Genomic DNA, 14,877 nt, shown 5'->3' on the forward strand with positions numbered 1-14,877 from the left:
TGGATTGCCGTCGGCGACTTGTTTAGAGAGCCTCAGCGCGGAACGGTTCAGGCTTTTTGCATCGAGAGGATGCGTTCGTGACCGGCGAGGTCTTTGATCAGGTGGATCTCTTTGTAGCCACCGTTTTGCTCGGCCAGCGTCTTGCAAGCACCCGCGATCATGGGGCTGAGTTCGATGATCAGTTGGCCGCCATCGTTCAAACGCTCGACCGAATCGGTGAGCAACCGGGCGATGATTTCGGTTCCATCGGGACCGGACAACAACGCGCCGCGAGGTTCGAATTCGCGGACTGTAGTTGGCAGTTCGTCGTACTCGGATTGGCTGATGTAGGGCGGGTTGCTGCAGATCACGTCGAAGGTTTGGTCGGATTCCAGCCCATCGTACAGATCGCTTTGCAACAACGTGACTCGATCGGAGAGCTTGAGGTTCTCGACGTTCCACTTGGCGATGTCGAGAGCGGTCAAGCTGATGTCGACGGCGGTGACTTGCGTCTTTGGCAGTGACTTGGCAATTGCAACCGCGATCGCCCCGCTGCCGGTTCCGATGTCCAGCACCGTTGGGTTCGGCCGGTCAGACATGCGACCTTTGATTTGGTCGATGGCTTCGATGACCAAGTGTTCGGTTTCGGGCCGAGGTACGAGGACGTTTTCGTCGACCCGAATTGAGATCGAATAAAATTCGCGATAGCCGACCAGTTGGGCGACGGGGGCGCCTTCACCGCGTCGCCGGACGAGTTCGCGAAAGGCGACGCGTTGTTCTTCTTCGGGAACTTGGTCGAACTGGGTGTAGAGTTCGATGCGTTGACAACCACGCGCATGGGCGAGCAGAATTTCCGCATCCAATCGCGGCGACTCGCTGCCCTTTTTCCGGAAGAAGTCCGTGGTCCATTCCAGCAGACGCATGACGGTCCACGGAGTGTCGTTGCTGGTTTCAGCCATAAATTAGTCAATCATGTCGCCGCGGAGTTGATCGCGATCATATTCGATCAACGCTTCGGTAACAGGATTGAGATCGCCCGCGATGATTTGATCGAGTTTGTAAATCGTTAGGTTGATGCGGTGATCGGTCAACCGATTTTGCGGGAAGTTGTAGGTTCGAATGCGTTGGCTTCGGTCGCCGGAACCGATCAATCCCTTGCGAGCCTCGGCTTGCTTGGCCGCTTCTTCTTCGCGTTTCTTTTCGTAGATCCGAGCCTTCAAAACCCGAAGGGCTTTGGCCAAGTTCTTGTGTTGGCTTTTCTCGTCCTGGCATTGCACGACGATGCCTGTTTCGTGGTGAGTCAGTCGCACGGCCGAGTCGGTTTTGTTGACGTGCTGACCACCGGGGCCGGATGCACCGAAGAAGTCCTTGCGGTAATCGTCTGGTTTCAGATCGATTTCGACATCTTCGGGTTCTGGCATCACCGCGACAGTTGCGGCGGAGGTGTGCACACGACCTTGCGTTTCCGTTTCGGGAACACGTTGGACGCGGTGGCCGCCGGATTCGTACTGCAGGTCACGGAAGACGTTGTCGCCTTCGAGGGTCAACGTGACATCTTTGAAGCCGCCCATTTCAGTGGGGCTGGCATCCATCAGTTCGGTCTTCCAACCCACTTTTTCGGCGTAGCGGGTGTACATTTCGAACAGATCGCGAGCGAAGAGCGCGGCTTCATCGCCACCGGTGCCGGCGCGGATTTCCATCACGCACCGTGTACGGTGAGAGTCTTCGCCGCCAACGGTCAACGAAAGCAGGTCTTCCCAGATGGTTTCGCGCTCCTTCCGAAGCGTATCCATCTCGGCTTCTGCCATTTCACGTTCGTCCGAATCCTCGGCATCAGCGACCATCGTCACGCACTGATGGATTTCATCCGTCAGGCGTTTGAAAGTTCGGTATTGATTGGCCAAGCGGTTCAGTCCGCCGTGTTCTCGTGCCGTCGCGCTCATGCGAGCACCATCGGAGAGAACTTCCGGGTCGGACATGTCGCGTTCGAGTTTCTCGAAGCGCGCCAGTTTTTCCTCGAGGATATCGCGGATAGATCCGCTCATTTGGTGGCTTTCTTAGCCTTCTTCTTTTGCAACGATCCGTAGGTACCAGCAGCAAATTTCTTCTGGAACTTGTCGATACGACCGGCGGTGTCAACGTATTTCAGTTTGCCGGTGTAGAACGGGTGGCACTCGCTGCAAATGTCGATTTTCAGCTCGGGACGCGTGCTGCGGGTGGTGAAAGTGTTGCCGCAACCGCAGGTGACGGACGTTTCTTGGTAGTTGGGGTGAATGCCGTCTTGCATGACGTTCAAACTCGAGCCAATGAGGGTGTTACGACGGTGGTTTTCGACAGAACCGTCGGTCAAGTGAATTCGCTGTCGGTCGAATCCCAGATATTACGTTAAACCAGGTGAAATGTTCAAGGGCGAGGGGCTCAAACACGGGCGAAATCCCCTTCGTGCGGTTGGTGTCGCCAATTGCACGCCGAAAGAGGGGGCTGCGTTTTGAGTATTCTGGCCGCGAAGGGTTTGATAATGCGAGTCGATCGCATTAGAGTCCCCGTTCACCTTCAAAAGCTAGCCAGCCATTGAAGAACGCGACGATGCCTCCGAGTCTCTGACAAGCCAAACGAATTCAAGTTTCGTTGATCGATTGCTTGGCAGATTGCTCCTTTCATCGGCCGCGAATTCTCGCCAGCCATGCTTGTTCTTCAACGAAAACCTGTTTTCGGGACAATTGCATGCGCTCGCTCGCACCATCGAAGCTCATCACCGCCCCCTCGATGAATCACCCCCCGCAACGATGCGGTTTGGGTTCACTTTGGTGGAACTGTTGGTTGTGATCGCCATCATTGGCGTTCTGGTCGGATTGTTGCTGCCCGCCGTTCAAGCCGCTCGCGAGGCCGCTCGTCGGATGAGCTGTGGTAACAATCTCAAACAAGTCTCTCTCGCCATTCACAACTACGAGTCGGCCTACAAAAAGCTGCCGCCGGCTTGGACGAACCCTGGTCAAGGATCGGGATGGTCGATGCAGGCTCGCATCCTTCCGTTTCTCGAGGAAGCCGCTTTGTCGGAAGGAGTCGACTTCAGCCGGGATTACGGCGAGTCCTATTTGACGATCGATGGCGTCCAGGTTCCCACGTCGTCTTTTCGGGTCCCTGCCTATCAGTGCCCCAGCGACCCGCGGGATAACCCTCGCTTTGGATCGTCCGGTCCACAGTATTACAAGCTGAACTACGCCACCAACGAAGGTGTTTGGTTCGTGCTGGATGAATCCACGAATCAGGTTGGCGATGGAATGTTCGTTCCCGGTCGCTACCTCGGTTTTCGCGATTGCTTGGATGGGACCAGCAACACAATGGCTTTGGCGGAAGTCAAGGGTTGGACACCGTATGCTCGTGACGCGAAACACACCGGAACGATGACGATGCCAATCGACACGGACGAGATTTGTGCTTTGGGTGGCGATTTCAAAACCGAAACGGGGCACACAGAATGGATTGATGGCCGCGTGCACCAAGCCGGTGTCACGACCGTCTTTTCACCGAACAAGAAAGTTCTGTGCGAGATCTCTGGTGTGGAATACGACATTGACTTCACGAACATGCGAGAAGGCAAGTCGCCTCCGGCAGGTGTTCGCACCTACGCCGCGGTCACTTCTCGAAGTTATCACCAGGGTGGCGTTCATGTGTCGTTGCTGGATGGTTCGGTTCGCTTCATCACCGATTCAGTCGAACTTGAACTTTGGCAATCGATGTCAACACGAGCAGGGCACGAAGTGATTCAGATTCCTTGATCGTCGGGGAAGGATTCGTTTCCCTTGGTCAGAGAGAGGGAGGGCGAAAATGCCTGGACCATCTCGCCTGAAACGATCATGTGCATCCGGCGGAGAAGAGTTGAACCAATCGTCGGGCATCACATGGAAAATGCAAGGAAAACCATTAAGACGGCGATCAGCAACACGATAAACAGCACCAGACCGATGACCTTGCCAGCGGTGTCGAGTGTTTTGGTGTCCGCATAGCCTTCCGGATAGACCATGCAGCGCAGGAAGACAAGCAGGTTGACCAGAGGAATGATCGTCGCAAAGGCCCAGAATCCACTGCTGCCTTGATTGATCATTCGGTACCACGACAGGGCAATCGTGGCCACTCCCGCAATCAGTGTCAGCGGGACTTCAACCGAAACCACCCCGGCCTCGGTCATTGAGTAAGCGACTGAGGCGAGAATCCACTGGACCGCTGTGATCCCAAAATAGCCGAGTGCAAAAGCCAATCGGCCGATACCACCGTACCGCATGCCGGCGATGGCGTGCGAGTCTTCGGAAATTTCGATGGTCGTTTGGTACGGGTTTTGTTCGTTCATGAATCTGTCCAGTGTGTCAGGGCGGAATCCGGACCTGTATTTGTACACAAGGGGAGATCGATAACAGGGCCGCCTGCGGGAGGTCGTGTTTGTAACTCTGCCGCCTGAATGCACGATATCATGGTGCAGTCACACGATTTCAAATTTCCTCTTTGGGAGACGTTTAAGAGCGACTGAAATGAAAGGTTGTCAGATTCAGTCAAGTCTTTTGGCTGAGACCGGAATAGTGTTCTGATCTGCATCATAAGTGGTGCCGGAACAGCTTGCCTTGATGAATCGATCGATTCGTTTGATGCAGGGAGTTTCGTCCAAGGTCAGATTTGATCCGTGGTGGTGGGTTTCGCCTGCCGATTCGTGATCGAGTGCTAGGGTTGAGCGGACAACTGGAAAATGCCTGACCGGTTCGTCACAAGTGGGTTCAGCGAACTTCGCCGAGCACACGATGGTCTCGAAGGACCACGACAGCCGAATCAGGCCAGCGACTCAAGGAGCGATCTCTACATGCTGATGCGACAACCGTGCCCCGATCTTCAGTTCGCCTACTCCCCGCCATTCGGAGCGACGCTCACGGAGAAGGGAGTGCAGTTCTCGGTCTTCAGCCGTTCCGCAACCGAAATGCGGTTGTTGCTGTACAACAAGGTGACCGATCGCGAACCAGCCCAAGTCATCGACTTCGATCGGGGAACCGACCGTTGGGGTGATGTATGGAGCTTGCACGTACCGGGCCTCGAAGCAGGTCAACTTTATCACTTCCAAGCCAGCGGGCCCTGGGAACCTGAAAACGGTCACCGGTTCGATTCCACGGCTCGGTTGATCGACCCGTATGCTCAGGCATTGGCGGGCACCTACCAAAAGCAAACTGATGGCGTTGTGCGTCCGCCGAAGTGCGTGGTCGTCGATGGGACATTTGATTGGGAAGGTGATCGTCACGTTCGTCGTGACGTCAGCGAATCGATCATTTATGAAATGCACGTTCGGGGTTTCACCAAGAGCAAGACCGCCAAGGTCAAAGCTCCTGGCAGTTATCTCGGCGTGATTGAAAAGATCCCGTACCTAAAATCATTGGGCGTCACTTCGGTTGAGTTGATGCCTGTGCACGAGTTCCCCATCAGGGACCCACAGGGCAAAAAACTTTCGCGGCCGAACTACTGGGGATATGACCCGATGGCGTTCTTCGCGCCTCACCGCGGTTACGCACACGACTCGGCTCCTGGTGCTCAGGTCAACGAGTTCAAACAAATGGTCAAAGCTCTGCACTCCGCAGGGATCGAAGTCATTCTCGACGTGGTGTTCAACCACACCTGCGAAGGCAACGAACAAGGACCAACGCTGTCGTTCAAGGGACTTGAAAACCAAGTCTATTACATCCTTTCGGAAGGCCAGCATTACTGCAACTACAGCGGTTGCGGCAACACGATCAATGGGAATCACCCTGTCGTTCGCGAGATGATTTTCCATTGCTTGCGACACTGGGTTCACAACTATCACATCGATGGCTTCCGGTTCGACCTCGCCAGTATTTTGAGCCGCGATAGGAGCGGGAACTTGATTCCCAATCCGCCAATGGTGGAGCTGATCGCCGAAGATCCAATGCTGGCCGACACCAAAATCATCGCTGAAGCATGGGACGCCGCGGGAGCCTACCAAGTCGGTAGCTTTGGCAACCACCGCTGGGCGGAATGGAACGGTCGATACCGCGACGATGTGCGAGGTTTCTGGCGTGGTGATGCTGGAACGCTTGGTCCCCTGGCGACTCGATTGGCGGGCAGCAGCGATTTGTATCAACACGCAGGGCGTCCGCCGTCTTGTAGCGTGAACTTGGTGACCACACACGATGGTTTCACCATGAACGATTTGGTTTCATACAAAGAGAAGCACAACGAAGCCAACGGCGAAGACAACAACGACGGTGACAACCACAACATCAGTGACAACTATGGTGTGGAAGGCCCGACGCGAAAGAAGGCGATCAGCACGATTCGCAGCCAGCAAGTTCGCAACATGTTGGCGACGTTGTTGACCAGCCAAGGCGTGCCAATGATCGTCAGTGGTGACGAAGCCCGCCGAACGCAGAAGGGCAACAACAACGCGTATTGCCAAGATACCGATATCTCGTGGTTTGATTGGCGACTGGTCGAAAAGAACGCTGACTTGGTTCGTTTCGTCAGTGCGTTGATTGAGTTCCGTAAGAACCAGCCAACGATTCGTCGCCGTGAATACTTGACCGGGCAACCGGTTGATGGACGCAAGGTGCCGGACGTGTCTTGGTATGGGCCGTCGGGTGAGCCATTGAATTGGGATCAAGGTGAGTTGGCGATGGCAGCGTACATTGCCGCCCCGAGCCGGATCGATGATCCGGAGGGTCTGGGACGAGACGTGATTTTGATGTTCAACAGTACCGGTGATCACCGCGAATTCCACTTCCCGGCAATTGCTCGGGGAACCCAGTGGAATCTGTTCGTCGATACCGCCGCAGCACCACCAGAAGACATCTACCCGGATGTCGATGGTCCGATGCCTCCGAACAATCGAATCGTCGAAGTCGGCCGTCATTCGATGCGGATTTATGTCTGCAACGCGGCACCCAAGTAGTCCGTTCAAGGACGCAGGATGAAATTTGAATCCACCTTCCGCGGTTCAGTGCCGGGAAGGTTGGAGGATTGGCCGCCAGTCGGCCCCACTTCTCTTCGATGCTTATCTCAAGCTTCTCAGTGATCCGCGGCGGGAGAAAACCCGTCGCGGATCGCTTCGTTTGTGGCCGTTCGGCTATGATCGAGGCATGCAGCCATTGATACTTTTGACGAACTTTGCCAAGGCGACTTTCTCGCGACCGACGACGCTTGATCGTCGCTGTGGCGGTGGGTGCTTGGCGCTGTTGTGTCTTTGCTGTTGGATCGGCTGCAAGCCTTCTACACCGGCCAATTCGTTCGTTTCAGATGATGAGTCGAAATCCACCGTCAGCCAACCATTGAGCCTACGGGAACAGATTGCACAGCAGGTTCGGGATGGCCGACTGTCGGAAGCGATCAAGCTATTGGATGAATTGATCGCAACCAAACCATCTGACGAGATTGCACTCGCGTCGCAGGCCGCCAGCTTGGCTTTTGAAGCGGGCGATGCGAGCGAAGCGATGAGGCGTTTGCGGGAGTTGATTCAAGCTCATCCTCAGAATGTCGAGTTGCGCAGGGACTATGCCGGGCTGCTGGCTCAACGTGGCTATCGGTTTGACGCGAACGAGCAATATCGATTGCTCGCGGGACGCGTTGTTCTGAGTCCTCCTGAATTGATCGGGTTGATCTATCCGCATCGGCCTCAGGTCAATTTCGAATCCAAGCCGGATATCGCCGACCAAGACGCCGTGGATCGCAAGGGAGTGCTGAGCGTTGTCGCCGCGCTGCGCAGTCGTGGCGATTTGCAGGAAGCCATCGAGGTGTTGGCGAACAGTGCGGAAGTCAAACGCGATGATCCGGCTGCCGTTGCAATGCTTGGTTGGTTGTATGCATCGGCCCAGCAAGAATCTTCTTGGATTGATTGGGCGATTGAGGCCAACGTCAAACGGCTTCGTCGTTACCCGGCCTATTGGTTGGCGTGGGGCACCGCACTGCGCGATGGCGTGCTCTCATCGCAAACGGAAGTGACGCAAGCAGATTTTGATCGCCGCAATGACTTCGCCGCTCGCTGTTTCTTGGAAGCGATCCGTCGCGAACCGCACAGCCAAGTGGCATGGGATAGCCTTTCCGCCGCATTGGATGTTTTGGGCGCAGAAGCGGGGGCTAATTCCGCGAAGCAACGTACGCTCGAGGATGCTCGCGAACGACTTGACGAGCGATTGCTGCAGTTGGACGAGACGCAGTGGCTCGCGAATCAACTCTGGAATGCACAATCCAACCCGATGTCTCGACAGGAACAAGCGGAGATGTTCGACCGTTTGGCAGACATGCTTTGGAAGCAAGGTTGTCTCGGAGAATCGCTGGGTTGGAAAACGCTTTTGGCATCCATGCATCCGATAAAGGACTGGAGCACCCTCAGACGAACAACGCAGGAAACGTTCGCGAAACACCCCAAAGGGATCGACGAGCAAGTTTTGTTGGTGGGATTGGAGCCCAAACAATTTGCAGACCAAAGTTCCGTTTGGATGGAAGCACTGGCCAAGCGATCTCGCAGCGAAACTCCGGCCGGCAGCGAATCGCCAACCAGAGTCGAGTCGACCCAAGCTCGTTTGGTGAATGTGGCATCGGAGATGGGCATCCATTTTCAATGGTTCAACGCGGTTGATCCCGTCGAGTCGGAATTTCGATTGCACGAGCCGTTGGGTGGCGGAGTAGCTTGTTTGGACTTTGATGCCGATGGACGAGTTGATTTGTATTTTAACCAAGCTTCTGGCGAGGCAACCAAGCGTGCGGGCGTGAAGGCCAATGCCTTGTATCGTCATCTGGATGGGATGTTCACTGACATCGTCGATGCGTCGATGAGCGGCGATCGCGGATATGGGCACGGGGTGACCGCTGGCGATTGGAATCAAGATGGTTGGCCGGATCTCTTGCTTGCCAACTTTGGTGAAAACGCATTGCTGATCAACCAAGCAGACGGGACGTTTGAAAAACACCTGCTCTCGGAATTGAGCGAAACTGAATCGGTTTCTTCAGAATCGTTCACCCTTTCCGCGGCCATCGCTGATGTGACCGGTGACAATCTGCCAGATATTGTCGAGATCAATTACGTCGATGATCCTGCGGTTCGGAAGCCAATCGAAAGAAACCCGGATGGGACACCGGTGAAGTTGCCCGGTCCATTGCATTTCCAACCGGCGTTGAGCGAGGTGTTTGTTTCAGGCGGAAAGGGTGCCGGACGGCGACAATCATTGGGTGATTCAGAACAAGCTCGCAGCACCGGCATGGGGGTGATGATTGCCGACATCGATCAGAAGCCGGGCAATGAAATTTTTGTCGCGAATGATCAACGAGCCAACCATCTTTGGTTTCATTCTGGCGAGGCAAACGGAGAGCAATGGTGGCAAAACCAAGCCGCGATACGAGGCGTCGCCGTTGGACCTGGTGGAGACAAAAACGCTTGCATGGGCATCGCGATGGCGGACTTCAATGGTGATCAGAAACTGGATTTGCACGTCAGCAATTTCTACGACGAATGGGCCAACCATTTTTGCCAAACCAGTGTGGGCATGTTTGCTGATCGTGCAGTCGCGTTTGGAATCGATCAATTGACGTCACGCACAACAGGATTTGGCGTGCAGGCCTTGGACTACGACAACAACGGCTGGATTGATTTGTTGGTCGCCAATGGGCACGTCGAGGATTTGACTGAACGTGGGACACCCTTTGGGATGAAGACGCAATTGTTGGTCAATCAAGGCAACCGTTTTGAGCTCGCGAAAATGGACGATCCTGATGGCGAATGGGGGCGTGAACGTCTTGGTCGTGGTGTGGCGACGTGCGACTTTGATCGCGATGGGCGTCTGGACGCGGCGGTGACGTACGCGGATTCCGCAGCAGAACTCTTGCGAAACGAAACGGAGGCCGTTGGCAACTACGTCCAGTTGCGACTGATCGGTACCCGATCCGAGCGGGATGCCATCGGGGCTCGCGTCGAGTTGACCGCGGGTGACCGGGTTTGGACAAGTGCGGTCACGGCGGGTGATGGCTACGCTTGTCGCAACGAAGCGATCTTGCATCTTGGCTTAGGTGACGTTGCCACGTTGGATTCCATCACCGTGCAGTGGCCAAGCGGAGAAGTTCAGCGATGGGAAGCTATCGAGAGCAAGCCCATCAATGTCAATCAACGCATTGGCATCGTTGAGGGATTGGAAGAACCGTTCGAAGATCGGTGACAGAGAATTCAGCGGCTTCTGTTTCGCTCGTTGAGCTGGGCTTGAGCCTCTGCCATTGATTCAGGCACTCATTTTGCCGCGGCTTGTTCAGCCGCGAAAGCTCGCAAGGCTTTGGGCAATGGGAATTGCACGTCTTCTTCTCGGACGACTTGTGTGTCCACTGATGCATCGAAGTTTTCTTTCAGCCAATCGATGGTCGCCTGAACCACCGATTCGGGAGCACTTGCACCAGCGGTGATTAGCACTCGGTCGTCGTCAGAAAACTGATCGACCGCGAGGTCTTGTGGTCCATCGACCAGCATCGCACGTTTGCCTTGTTCAGCCGCCAGTTCGCGAAGTCGTTGACTGTTGCTGCTGTTTTGGCTGCCGAGGACAACGATGATGTCGGCATCTTCGCGGAGCAGTTTGACGGCTTCCTGCCGGTTTTGGGTCGCGTAACAGATGTCGTCTTTCGGCGGCGAATGAATTTCAGGGAACCGTTCGCGAAGTCGTCGGATGACACGTCCGGCATCATCGACCGACAGGGTTGTTTGGGTGAGGTAGGCCAGTTGAGTGCCTGGTGCGAATTCCAATCGATCGACGTCGGATTCATCTTCGACCAACACGATCGCTTCGGGTGCTTCGCCCATCGTGCCGAGCACTTCATCGTGACCTTCGTGTCCGATCAAGATGATTGTGTACCCGGCTTTGGCATACTTGATCGCCTCCAAGTGCACTTTGGTAACCAATGGACAGGTAGCATCGAGTGCATGCAACTTGCGAGCTTGGGCAGCCTTTCGAACCTCCGGCGACACGCCGTGCGCAGAGAACAGCAACACGCCGCCTTCGGGGACTTCGTCGATCGTATCGACAAAGACAGCCCCTTTTTCGCGAAAAGTCTTGACCACGAACTGGTTGTGGACGATCTCGTGATAAACGTAGATCGGTGGACCAAATTTTTTCAGTGTCAGGTCCAGCGAATCAATTGCCATGTTAACCCCGGCACAGAAACCTCGGGGAGCCGCCAAAATGATTTTCATGGGTGTCAATTTTTGAGGTCGCTGACGGCGTCAAGACGCGATCGCTCAGCGGGTTTGTTCTTGAGGAGTTGGTCATCCGCTAGAATAACCGCAGAAGCCCCAAAACGTCCAACGGCCCAACTTTTGTTGACTTCAATCAGGTACCTCGTTGCCCCCAGCCACTGCCTTCGACCGCACGGATGAGCCCAATCGAGGATCAGGTTGCGCAGAATCAGATCGCTCGGAGTCGCGACACACCGAGGTGGGGCTTTCGGATGGAAATCGCACCTTCATCATCCACGGCGAAGACGGACGCGGATGTTTCCGGGATGGTTTAGCGGATTCGCGGGCCGAATGTCGGGCGATCGCGAAAGCGAGTCGGGAGAATTTTCTGGTGGCGACCTGTTTGCTACCGCGGGCCATTCGGCAGCCTTTCTACGATTTATATGCCTTTTGCCGCACGGCGGACGATCTTGCCGATGAGTCGGGCACGCCAGAAAAAGCCGTTTTCGCGTTGGCTGAGTATCGACGGGCGGTTGCGGCGATGTATTCCGACGAACGACAAGATGGACAAATTGCCGGCATCTTTGTGGCGTTGGCGGACACGGTGCGCCGTTACTCGATTCCGCGACAGCTGCTGGATGATCTCTTGGACGCTTTCGTCCAAGATCAATCGATCGTGCGTTACCGCGACGAAGAGCAATTGCTTGATTATTGTCGCCGGTCGGCCAATCCGGTCGGGCGAATGATTCTACGACTCGCGGATGCGGATAGCGATGAAAACGTGTTGTTGTCAGACGAAATTTGCACGGCGCTGCAGTTGGTGAATTTCTGGCAAGATGTTTCGCGGGACCGGCTGATCGGTCGGGTGTATATCCCTGAGTCGATCATGCATCGGTTTGGATTCGAAGACGAAACCATCCGCCGGGGATTGGATTCGGGGAAGACCACTCCAGAGGAAGTTCGTGTTGCGATTAAGTTTTTGTGCAAGCGAACGCAAGAACGCTTTCACCGAGGGATGCCTTTGGTGGATCAGGTCCCGGGTTGGCTGAGTGCGGACTTGAAGCTTTTCGTTGAGGGCGGTCTGGCAACCGTCGACGCGATCGAGGCAATTGATTTTGATGTCTTGCGAGTTCGGCCGGTTGTTCGTCGTTCGACGCAATTGCGATTGCTCGGTCGAGCGATGTGGCAACGGTGTTGGTCAGGACGTGTCGGTGGGGGAACATCGTGATGACATCTGATCGCAAACAACTGATATCCAGCTACGCAGCGGTGCGACGAATCTCTCGTCGCTCGGGGAGCAGCTTTTACCGATCGTTTTGGTTGTTGCCACGGGCGAAGCGGGATGCGATGTCCGCTTTGTATGCTTTCGCACGTGTGACCGATGACTTAGGAGACTGCGACGAACCGCTTGCTTTACGAAGGAGATGGCTGCAGTGGTGGCGACAAACCACCGCGATGAATTTGATTGGAGAAGGCAGCCAGCCGATTCGATTGGCAGATGGTGTTGAGGACATGTCATCTACTTCGTCAGTCGATCTGGTTCGACACGCCACGGAGATCATGCCAGCACTGCGACATGCGGCAGATCGTTACCAAATTCCGTCTCGCTATTTGCTGGAGATCGTCGATGGTGTGATGGCGGACCAGCAGAAGAATCGGTTCGATACGTTCGAGCAGCTTGAGCACTATTGTTACCTGGTCGCCTCGGCGGTCGGGATCGCGTGTCTGCATATTTGGGGCTTCCGTTCGCCGTTGCCGATGCAGGCCGCCGTGGATTGTGGTTTGGCATTTCAGTTGACCAACATTCTGCGAGATGTCAGTGAAGATGCTGCTCGCGGCCGGATCTATCTTCCACGCCAGCACTACGAGCAACATGGTTTAGAGGAAGATGACCTGTTGAACCCGAGGAAAGACGCGAGACTGCGGTGTTTGTTGCTGGACGAAACCCGTCGCGCGGCGGAGTTGTTCGGGTCGGGATGGCGTGTTTGGGATTCTTTGCACGATGATGGTCGCCCAATGTTCAGCATGATGTGGCGAACGTATCGGAAACTTTTGCAGCGAATTATTGACGATCCGGATGCGGTGGTTTCACGCCGTGTTTCGCTCGGAATGTGGGATCGAATCGGCATTGTGTCTCATCATTTTGTAGGACCTTTGTACCGAGGTTTGCCCGTGCCACCATTGGAGTTAATGGCGGTTAAAGACGCAATTTCGACTTCGACTCGTGGTGACGAACCGGTATGACGTGTCGTGTTGTCATTGTCGGAGGAGGAATTGCTGGACTATCCGCGGCCGAAGCACTTTCGCGGTCCGGTATTTTTCGCCGCGGTGAATTGCAGGTCGTGGTGGCGGAATCGCGACGTGAAACGGGAGGGAGAGCGGGATCGTTCGTTGAGTCAAGTTCTGGTCAAACGGTGGACTACTGTCAGCACGTTGCGATGGGTTGCTGCACGACGCTGTTGGATTTGCTCGAGCGGATGAATCTGCTGCATCACTTTCAGTGCTACGACGAGCTAACGTTTTATCATCCGGAACACGGCTTCAGCCGTTTCCGTCCAAGCCGTTGGTTGCCCCCGCCGTTGCATCTTTCGTCGGCGCTATCGTCGTTGAAGCATTTGACGAAGAAAAATCAACGCGAAATTCGGGCTGCCTTGTGGCGTTTGATGAGAACGTCCGAGTCCAATTTGATTGACGTTACCGCTTTGGTGTGGTTGCGATCCAATGGGCAGTCCGAAGAGACGCTCGAAAGATTTTGGGACGTGATTTTGGTCAGCGCGTTGGGAGACCGTCCAAAACGCGTCTCTATGGCTGCTGCCAGAAAAGTCATGATTGACGGATTCGCCGGTGCGAGGCACGCCAGTGATGTCTGGGTGCCACGGCGTCCTTTGTCTGAAATTTTTGGCAATGAATTTCGAATATCATTGGCTCAACGTGGGATTGTTTTTGAACTGGGGCATGCTGTTCGTCAATTGAACTGGAATGCCGAATCCAACTACTGGAGCATCGAACGCTCCGGTGCCGAACCCGTCGTCGCTGAACATGTGATCGTGGCAACGCCGTGGCGAGTCAGTCGCCGGTGGTTTCCAGAGTTTTGGGGAGATCAACCGACAGAGGGACGTTCCGATCGCACTGGTCCAGCGACCGCATTCGCGTCTTCGCCGATCACCGGGGTGCATCTTTGGCTTGACCGTTCGTTGACTTCCATGCCTCATGTGGTGATGGTGGGAACCCTGGCTCAGTGGTTCTTTCAGGACCCAATCAAAACAACCGAAGACGCGTCGCCCACAGAAGGTGTCTATCATCAAATTGTGATCAGCGGTCGACATGCCGGCAGCGATTGGCCGAAAGACAAACTGGTTTCCGAAGTGGTACGAGAACTGTCTGAGGCGTTTCCGGAAGCGGGAACGCCAAAAGTTTTGAAGAGTCGTGTGGTGACCGATCCACATGCCGTTTTTTCGGTTAGTCCAGAGACGCAAGTTCGGCGGCCCGCATCGAAGACGTCATGTCCAAGCCTTCATTTGGCCGGAGATGCGATTGCGACGGGTTGGCCCGCGACGATGGAAGGAGCGGCGATCAGCGGCCAATTGGCGGCTAAGTCGGTGTTGGACTCGTCGATTGCGAAAGTCGCTGAGGAGCTGAGTATTCCGAGAGAATTGGAGCGGGGTTGGCTGGCCCGCCGAATGATCCGGTAGCCAGCGTGATTG

11 protein-coding genes are annotated in these 14,877 nt (G+C 55.2%); 6 read left to right on the forward strand and 5 right to left on the reverse strand.

Going from position 1 to position 14,877, the window contains the following annotated elements; genetic code table 11:
- Positions 1-47: 47 nt before the first annotated feature.
- From prmC to rpmE, 3 genes are read right to left on the reverse strand one after another with little or no spacing between them, the layout of a single operon-like run.
- Complete coding sequence (prmC, locus tag RE6C_RS19070) at positions 48-938, reverse strand: peptide chain release factor N(5)-glutamine methyltransferase (protein ID WP_008659161.1); 891 nt, start codon at positions 936-938, stop codon at positions 48-50.
- 3 nt (positions 939-941) lie between these two features.
- Complete coding sequence (gene prfA, locus RE6C_RS19075) at positions 942-2,024, reverse strand: peptide chain release factor 1 (protein ID WP_008659163.1); 1,083 nt, start codon at positions 2,022-2,024, stop codon at positions 942-944.
- Positions 2,021-2,266 (reverse strand): 50S ribosomal protein L31, encoded by a 246-nt coding sequence (gene rpmE / locus RE6C_RS19080; protein ID WP_007328932.1) that lies wholly within the window; start codon positions 2,264-2,266, stop codon positions 2,021-2,023. The genes prfA and rpmE overlap by 4 nt, the downstream gene beginning before the upstream one ends.
- A 499-nt stretch (positions 2,267-2,765) precedes the next feature.
- Here rpmE and RE6C_RS19085 point away from each other — a divergent pair, with 499 nt between their 5' ends.
- Complete coding sequence (locus tag RE6C_RS19085; RefSeq protein ID WP_039962613.1) at positions 2,766-3,758, forward strand: DUF1559 family PulG-like putative transporter; 993 nt, start codon at positions 2,766-2,768, stop codon at positions 3,756-3,758.
- A 119-nt stretch (positions 3,759-3,877) separates the two neighbouring features.
- Here RE6C_RS19085 and RE6C_RS19090 read toward each other — a convergent pair whose 3' ends face one another.
- The gene (locus tag RE6C_RS19090) at positions 3,878-4,327 is read right to left on the reverse strand and encodes a DUF805 domain-containing protein (RefSeq protein WP_008659168.1); all 450 of its coding nucleotides are present in this window, start codon (positions 4,325-4,327) and stop codon (positions 3,878-3,880) included.
- Positions 4,328-4,717: 390 nt separating this feature from the next.
- Between RE6C_RS19090 and glgX the strand changes: the two genes are divergently transcribed.
- Both glgX and RE6C_RS19100 read left to right on the forward strand, forming a co-directional pair.
- Entirely contained in the window at positions 4,718-6,919 is a 2,202-nt protein-coding gene (gene glgX / locus RE6C_RS19095; RefSeq protein WP_008659170.1) for a glycogen debranching protein GlgX, read from the forward strand.
- 187 nt (positions 6,920-7,106) lie between these two features.
- The gene (locus RE6C_RS19100) at positions 7,107-10,172 is read left to right on the forward strand and encodes an FG-GAP-like repeat-containing protein (protein ID WP_008659172.1); all 3,066 of its coding nucleotides are present in this window, start codon (positions 7,107-7,109) and stop codon (positions 10,170-10,172) included.
- A 68-nt stretch (positions 10,173-10,240) separates the two neighbouring features.
- Here the strand turns inward: RE6C_RS19100 and ispH are convergent, their stop codons facing one another.
- Positions 10,241-11,191 carry a 4-hydroxy-3-methylbut-2-enyl diphosphate reductase gene (gene ispH, locus RE6C_RS19105; RefSeq protein ID WP_039962600.1) on the reverse strand — a complete coding sequence of 317 codons (951 nt, stop codon included), beginning with the start codon at positions 11,189-11,191 and terminating at the stop codon, positions 10,241-10,243.
- A 241-nt stretch (positions 11,192-11,432) separates the two neighbouring features.
- On the opposite strand from ispH, the gene hpnC reads away from it, so the two are divergent.
- Genes hpnC through hpnE form a run of 3 tightly spaced genes read left to right on the forward strand, consistent with a single transcriptional unit; the run spans position 11,433 to position 14,865 of the window.
- Positions 11,433-12,401: a squalene synthase HpnC gene (gene hpnC / locus RE6C_RS19110; RefSeq protein ID WP_008659175.1), complete on the forward strand. Its 969-nt coding sequence runs from the start codon at positions 11,433-11,435 to the stop codon at positions 12,399-12,401.
- On the forward strand, positions 12,401-13,417 hold the full coding sequence (locus RE6C_RS19115) for a phytoene/squalene synthase family protein (RefSeq protein ID WP_039962603.1): 1,017 nt from the start codon (positions 12,401-12,403) through the stop codon (positions 13,415-13,417). Before hpnC ends, RE6C_RS19115 begins: the two co-directional genes overlap by 1 nt.
- The gene (hpnE, locus tag RE6C_RS19120; RefSeq protein ID WP_008659178.1) at positions 13,414-14,865 is read left to right on the forward strand and encodes a hydroxysqualene dehydroxylase HpnE; all 1,452 of its coding nucleotides are present in this window, start codon (positions 13,414-13,416) and stop codon (positions 14,863-14,865) included. The genes RE6C_RS19115 and hpnE overlap by 4 nt, the downstream gene beginning before the upstream one ends.
- Positions 14,866-14,877: the final 12 nt, after the last annotated feature.

The organism is Rhodopirellula europaea 6C, from assembly GCF_000338295.1.
Classification (GTDB): Bacteria; Planctomycetota; Planctomycetia; order Pirellulales; family Pirellulaceae; genus Rhodopirellula; species Rhodopirellula europaea.

Excerpts from the sequence above, each read along its gene's own strand:
- rpmE (WP_007328932.1), bottom strand. The coding sequence starts at position 2,266 with ATGCAAGACGGCATTCACCCCAACTACCAAGAAACGTCCGTCACCTGC.
- prfA (WP_008659163.1), bottom strand. The coding sequence starts at position 2,024 with ATGAGCGGATCTATCCGCGATATCCTCGAGGAAAAACTGGCGCGCTTC.
- ispH (WP_039962600.1), bottom strand. The coding sequence starts at position 11,191 with ATGAAAATCATTTTGGCGGCTCCCCGAGGTTTCTGTGCCGGGGTTAAC.
- RE6C_RS19085 (WP_039962613.1), top strand. The coding sequence starts at position 2,766 with ATGCGGTTTGGGTTCACTTTGGTGGAACTGTTGGTTGTGATCGCCATC.
- RE6C_RS19100 (WP_008659172.1), top strand. The coding sequence starts at position 7,107 with ATGCAGCCATTGATACTTTTGACGAACTTTGCCAAGGCGACTTTCTCG.
- RE6C_RS19115 (WP_039962603.1), top strand. The coding sequence starts at position 12,401 with ATGACATCTGATCGCAAACAACTGATATCCAGCTACGCAGCGGTGCGA.
- RE6C_RS19090 (WP_008659168.1), bottom strand. The coding sequence starts at position 4,327 with ATGAACGAACAAAACCCGTACCAAACGACCATCGAAATTTCCGAAGAC.
- hpnE (WP_008659178.1), top strand. The coding sequence starts at position 13,414 with ATGACGTGTCGTGTTGTCATTGTCGGAGGAGGAATTGCTGGACTATCC.
- glgX (WP_008659170.1), top strand. The coding sequence starts at position 4,718 with ATGCCTGACCGGTTCGTCACAAGTGGGTTCAGCGAACTTCGCCGAGCA.
- prmC (WP_008659161.1), bottom strand. The coding sequence starts at position 938 with ATGGCTGAAACCAGCAACGACACTCCGTGGACCGTCATGCGTCTGCTG.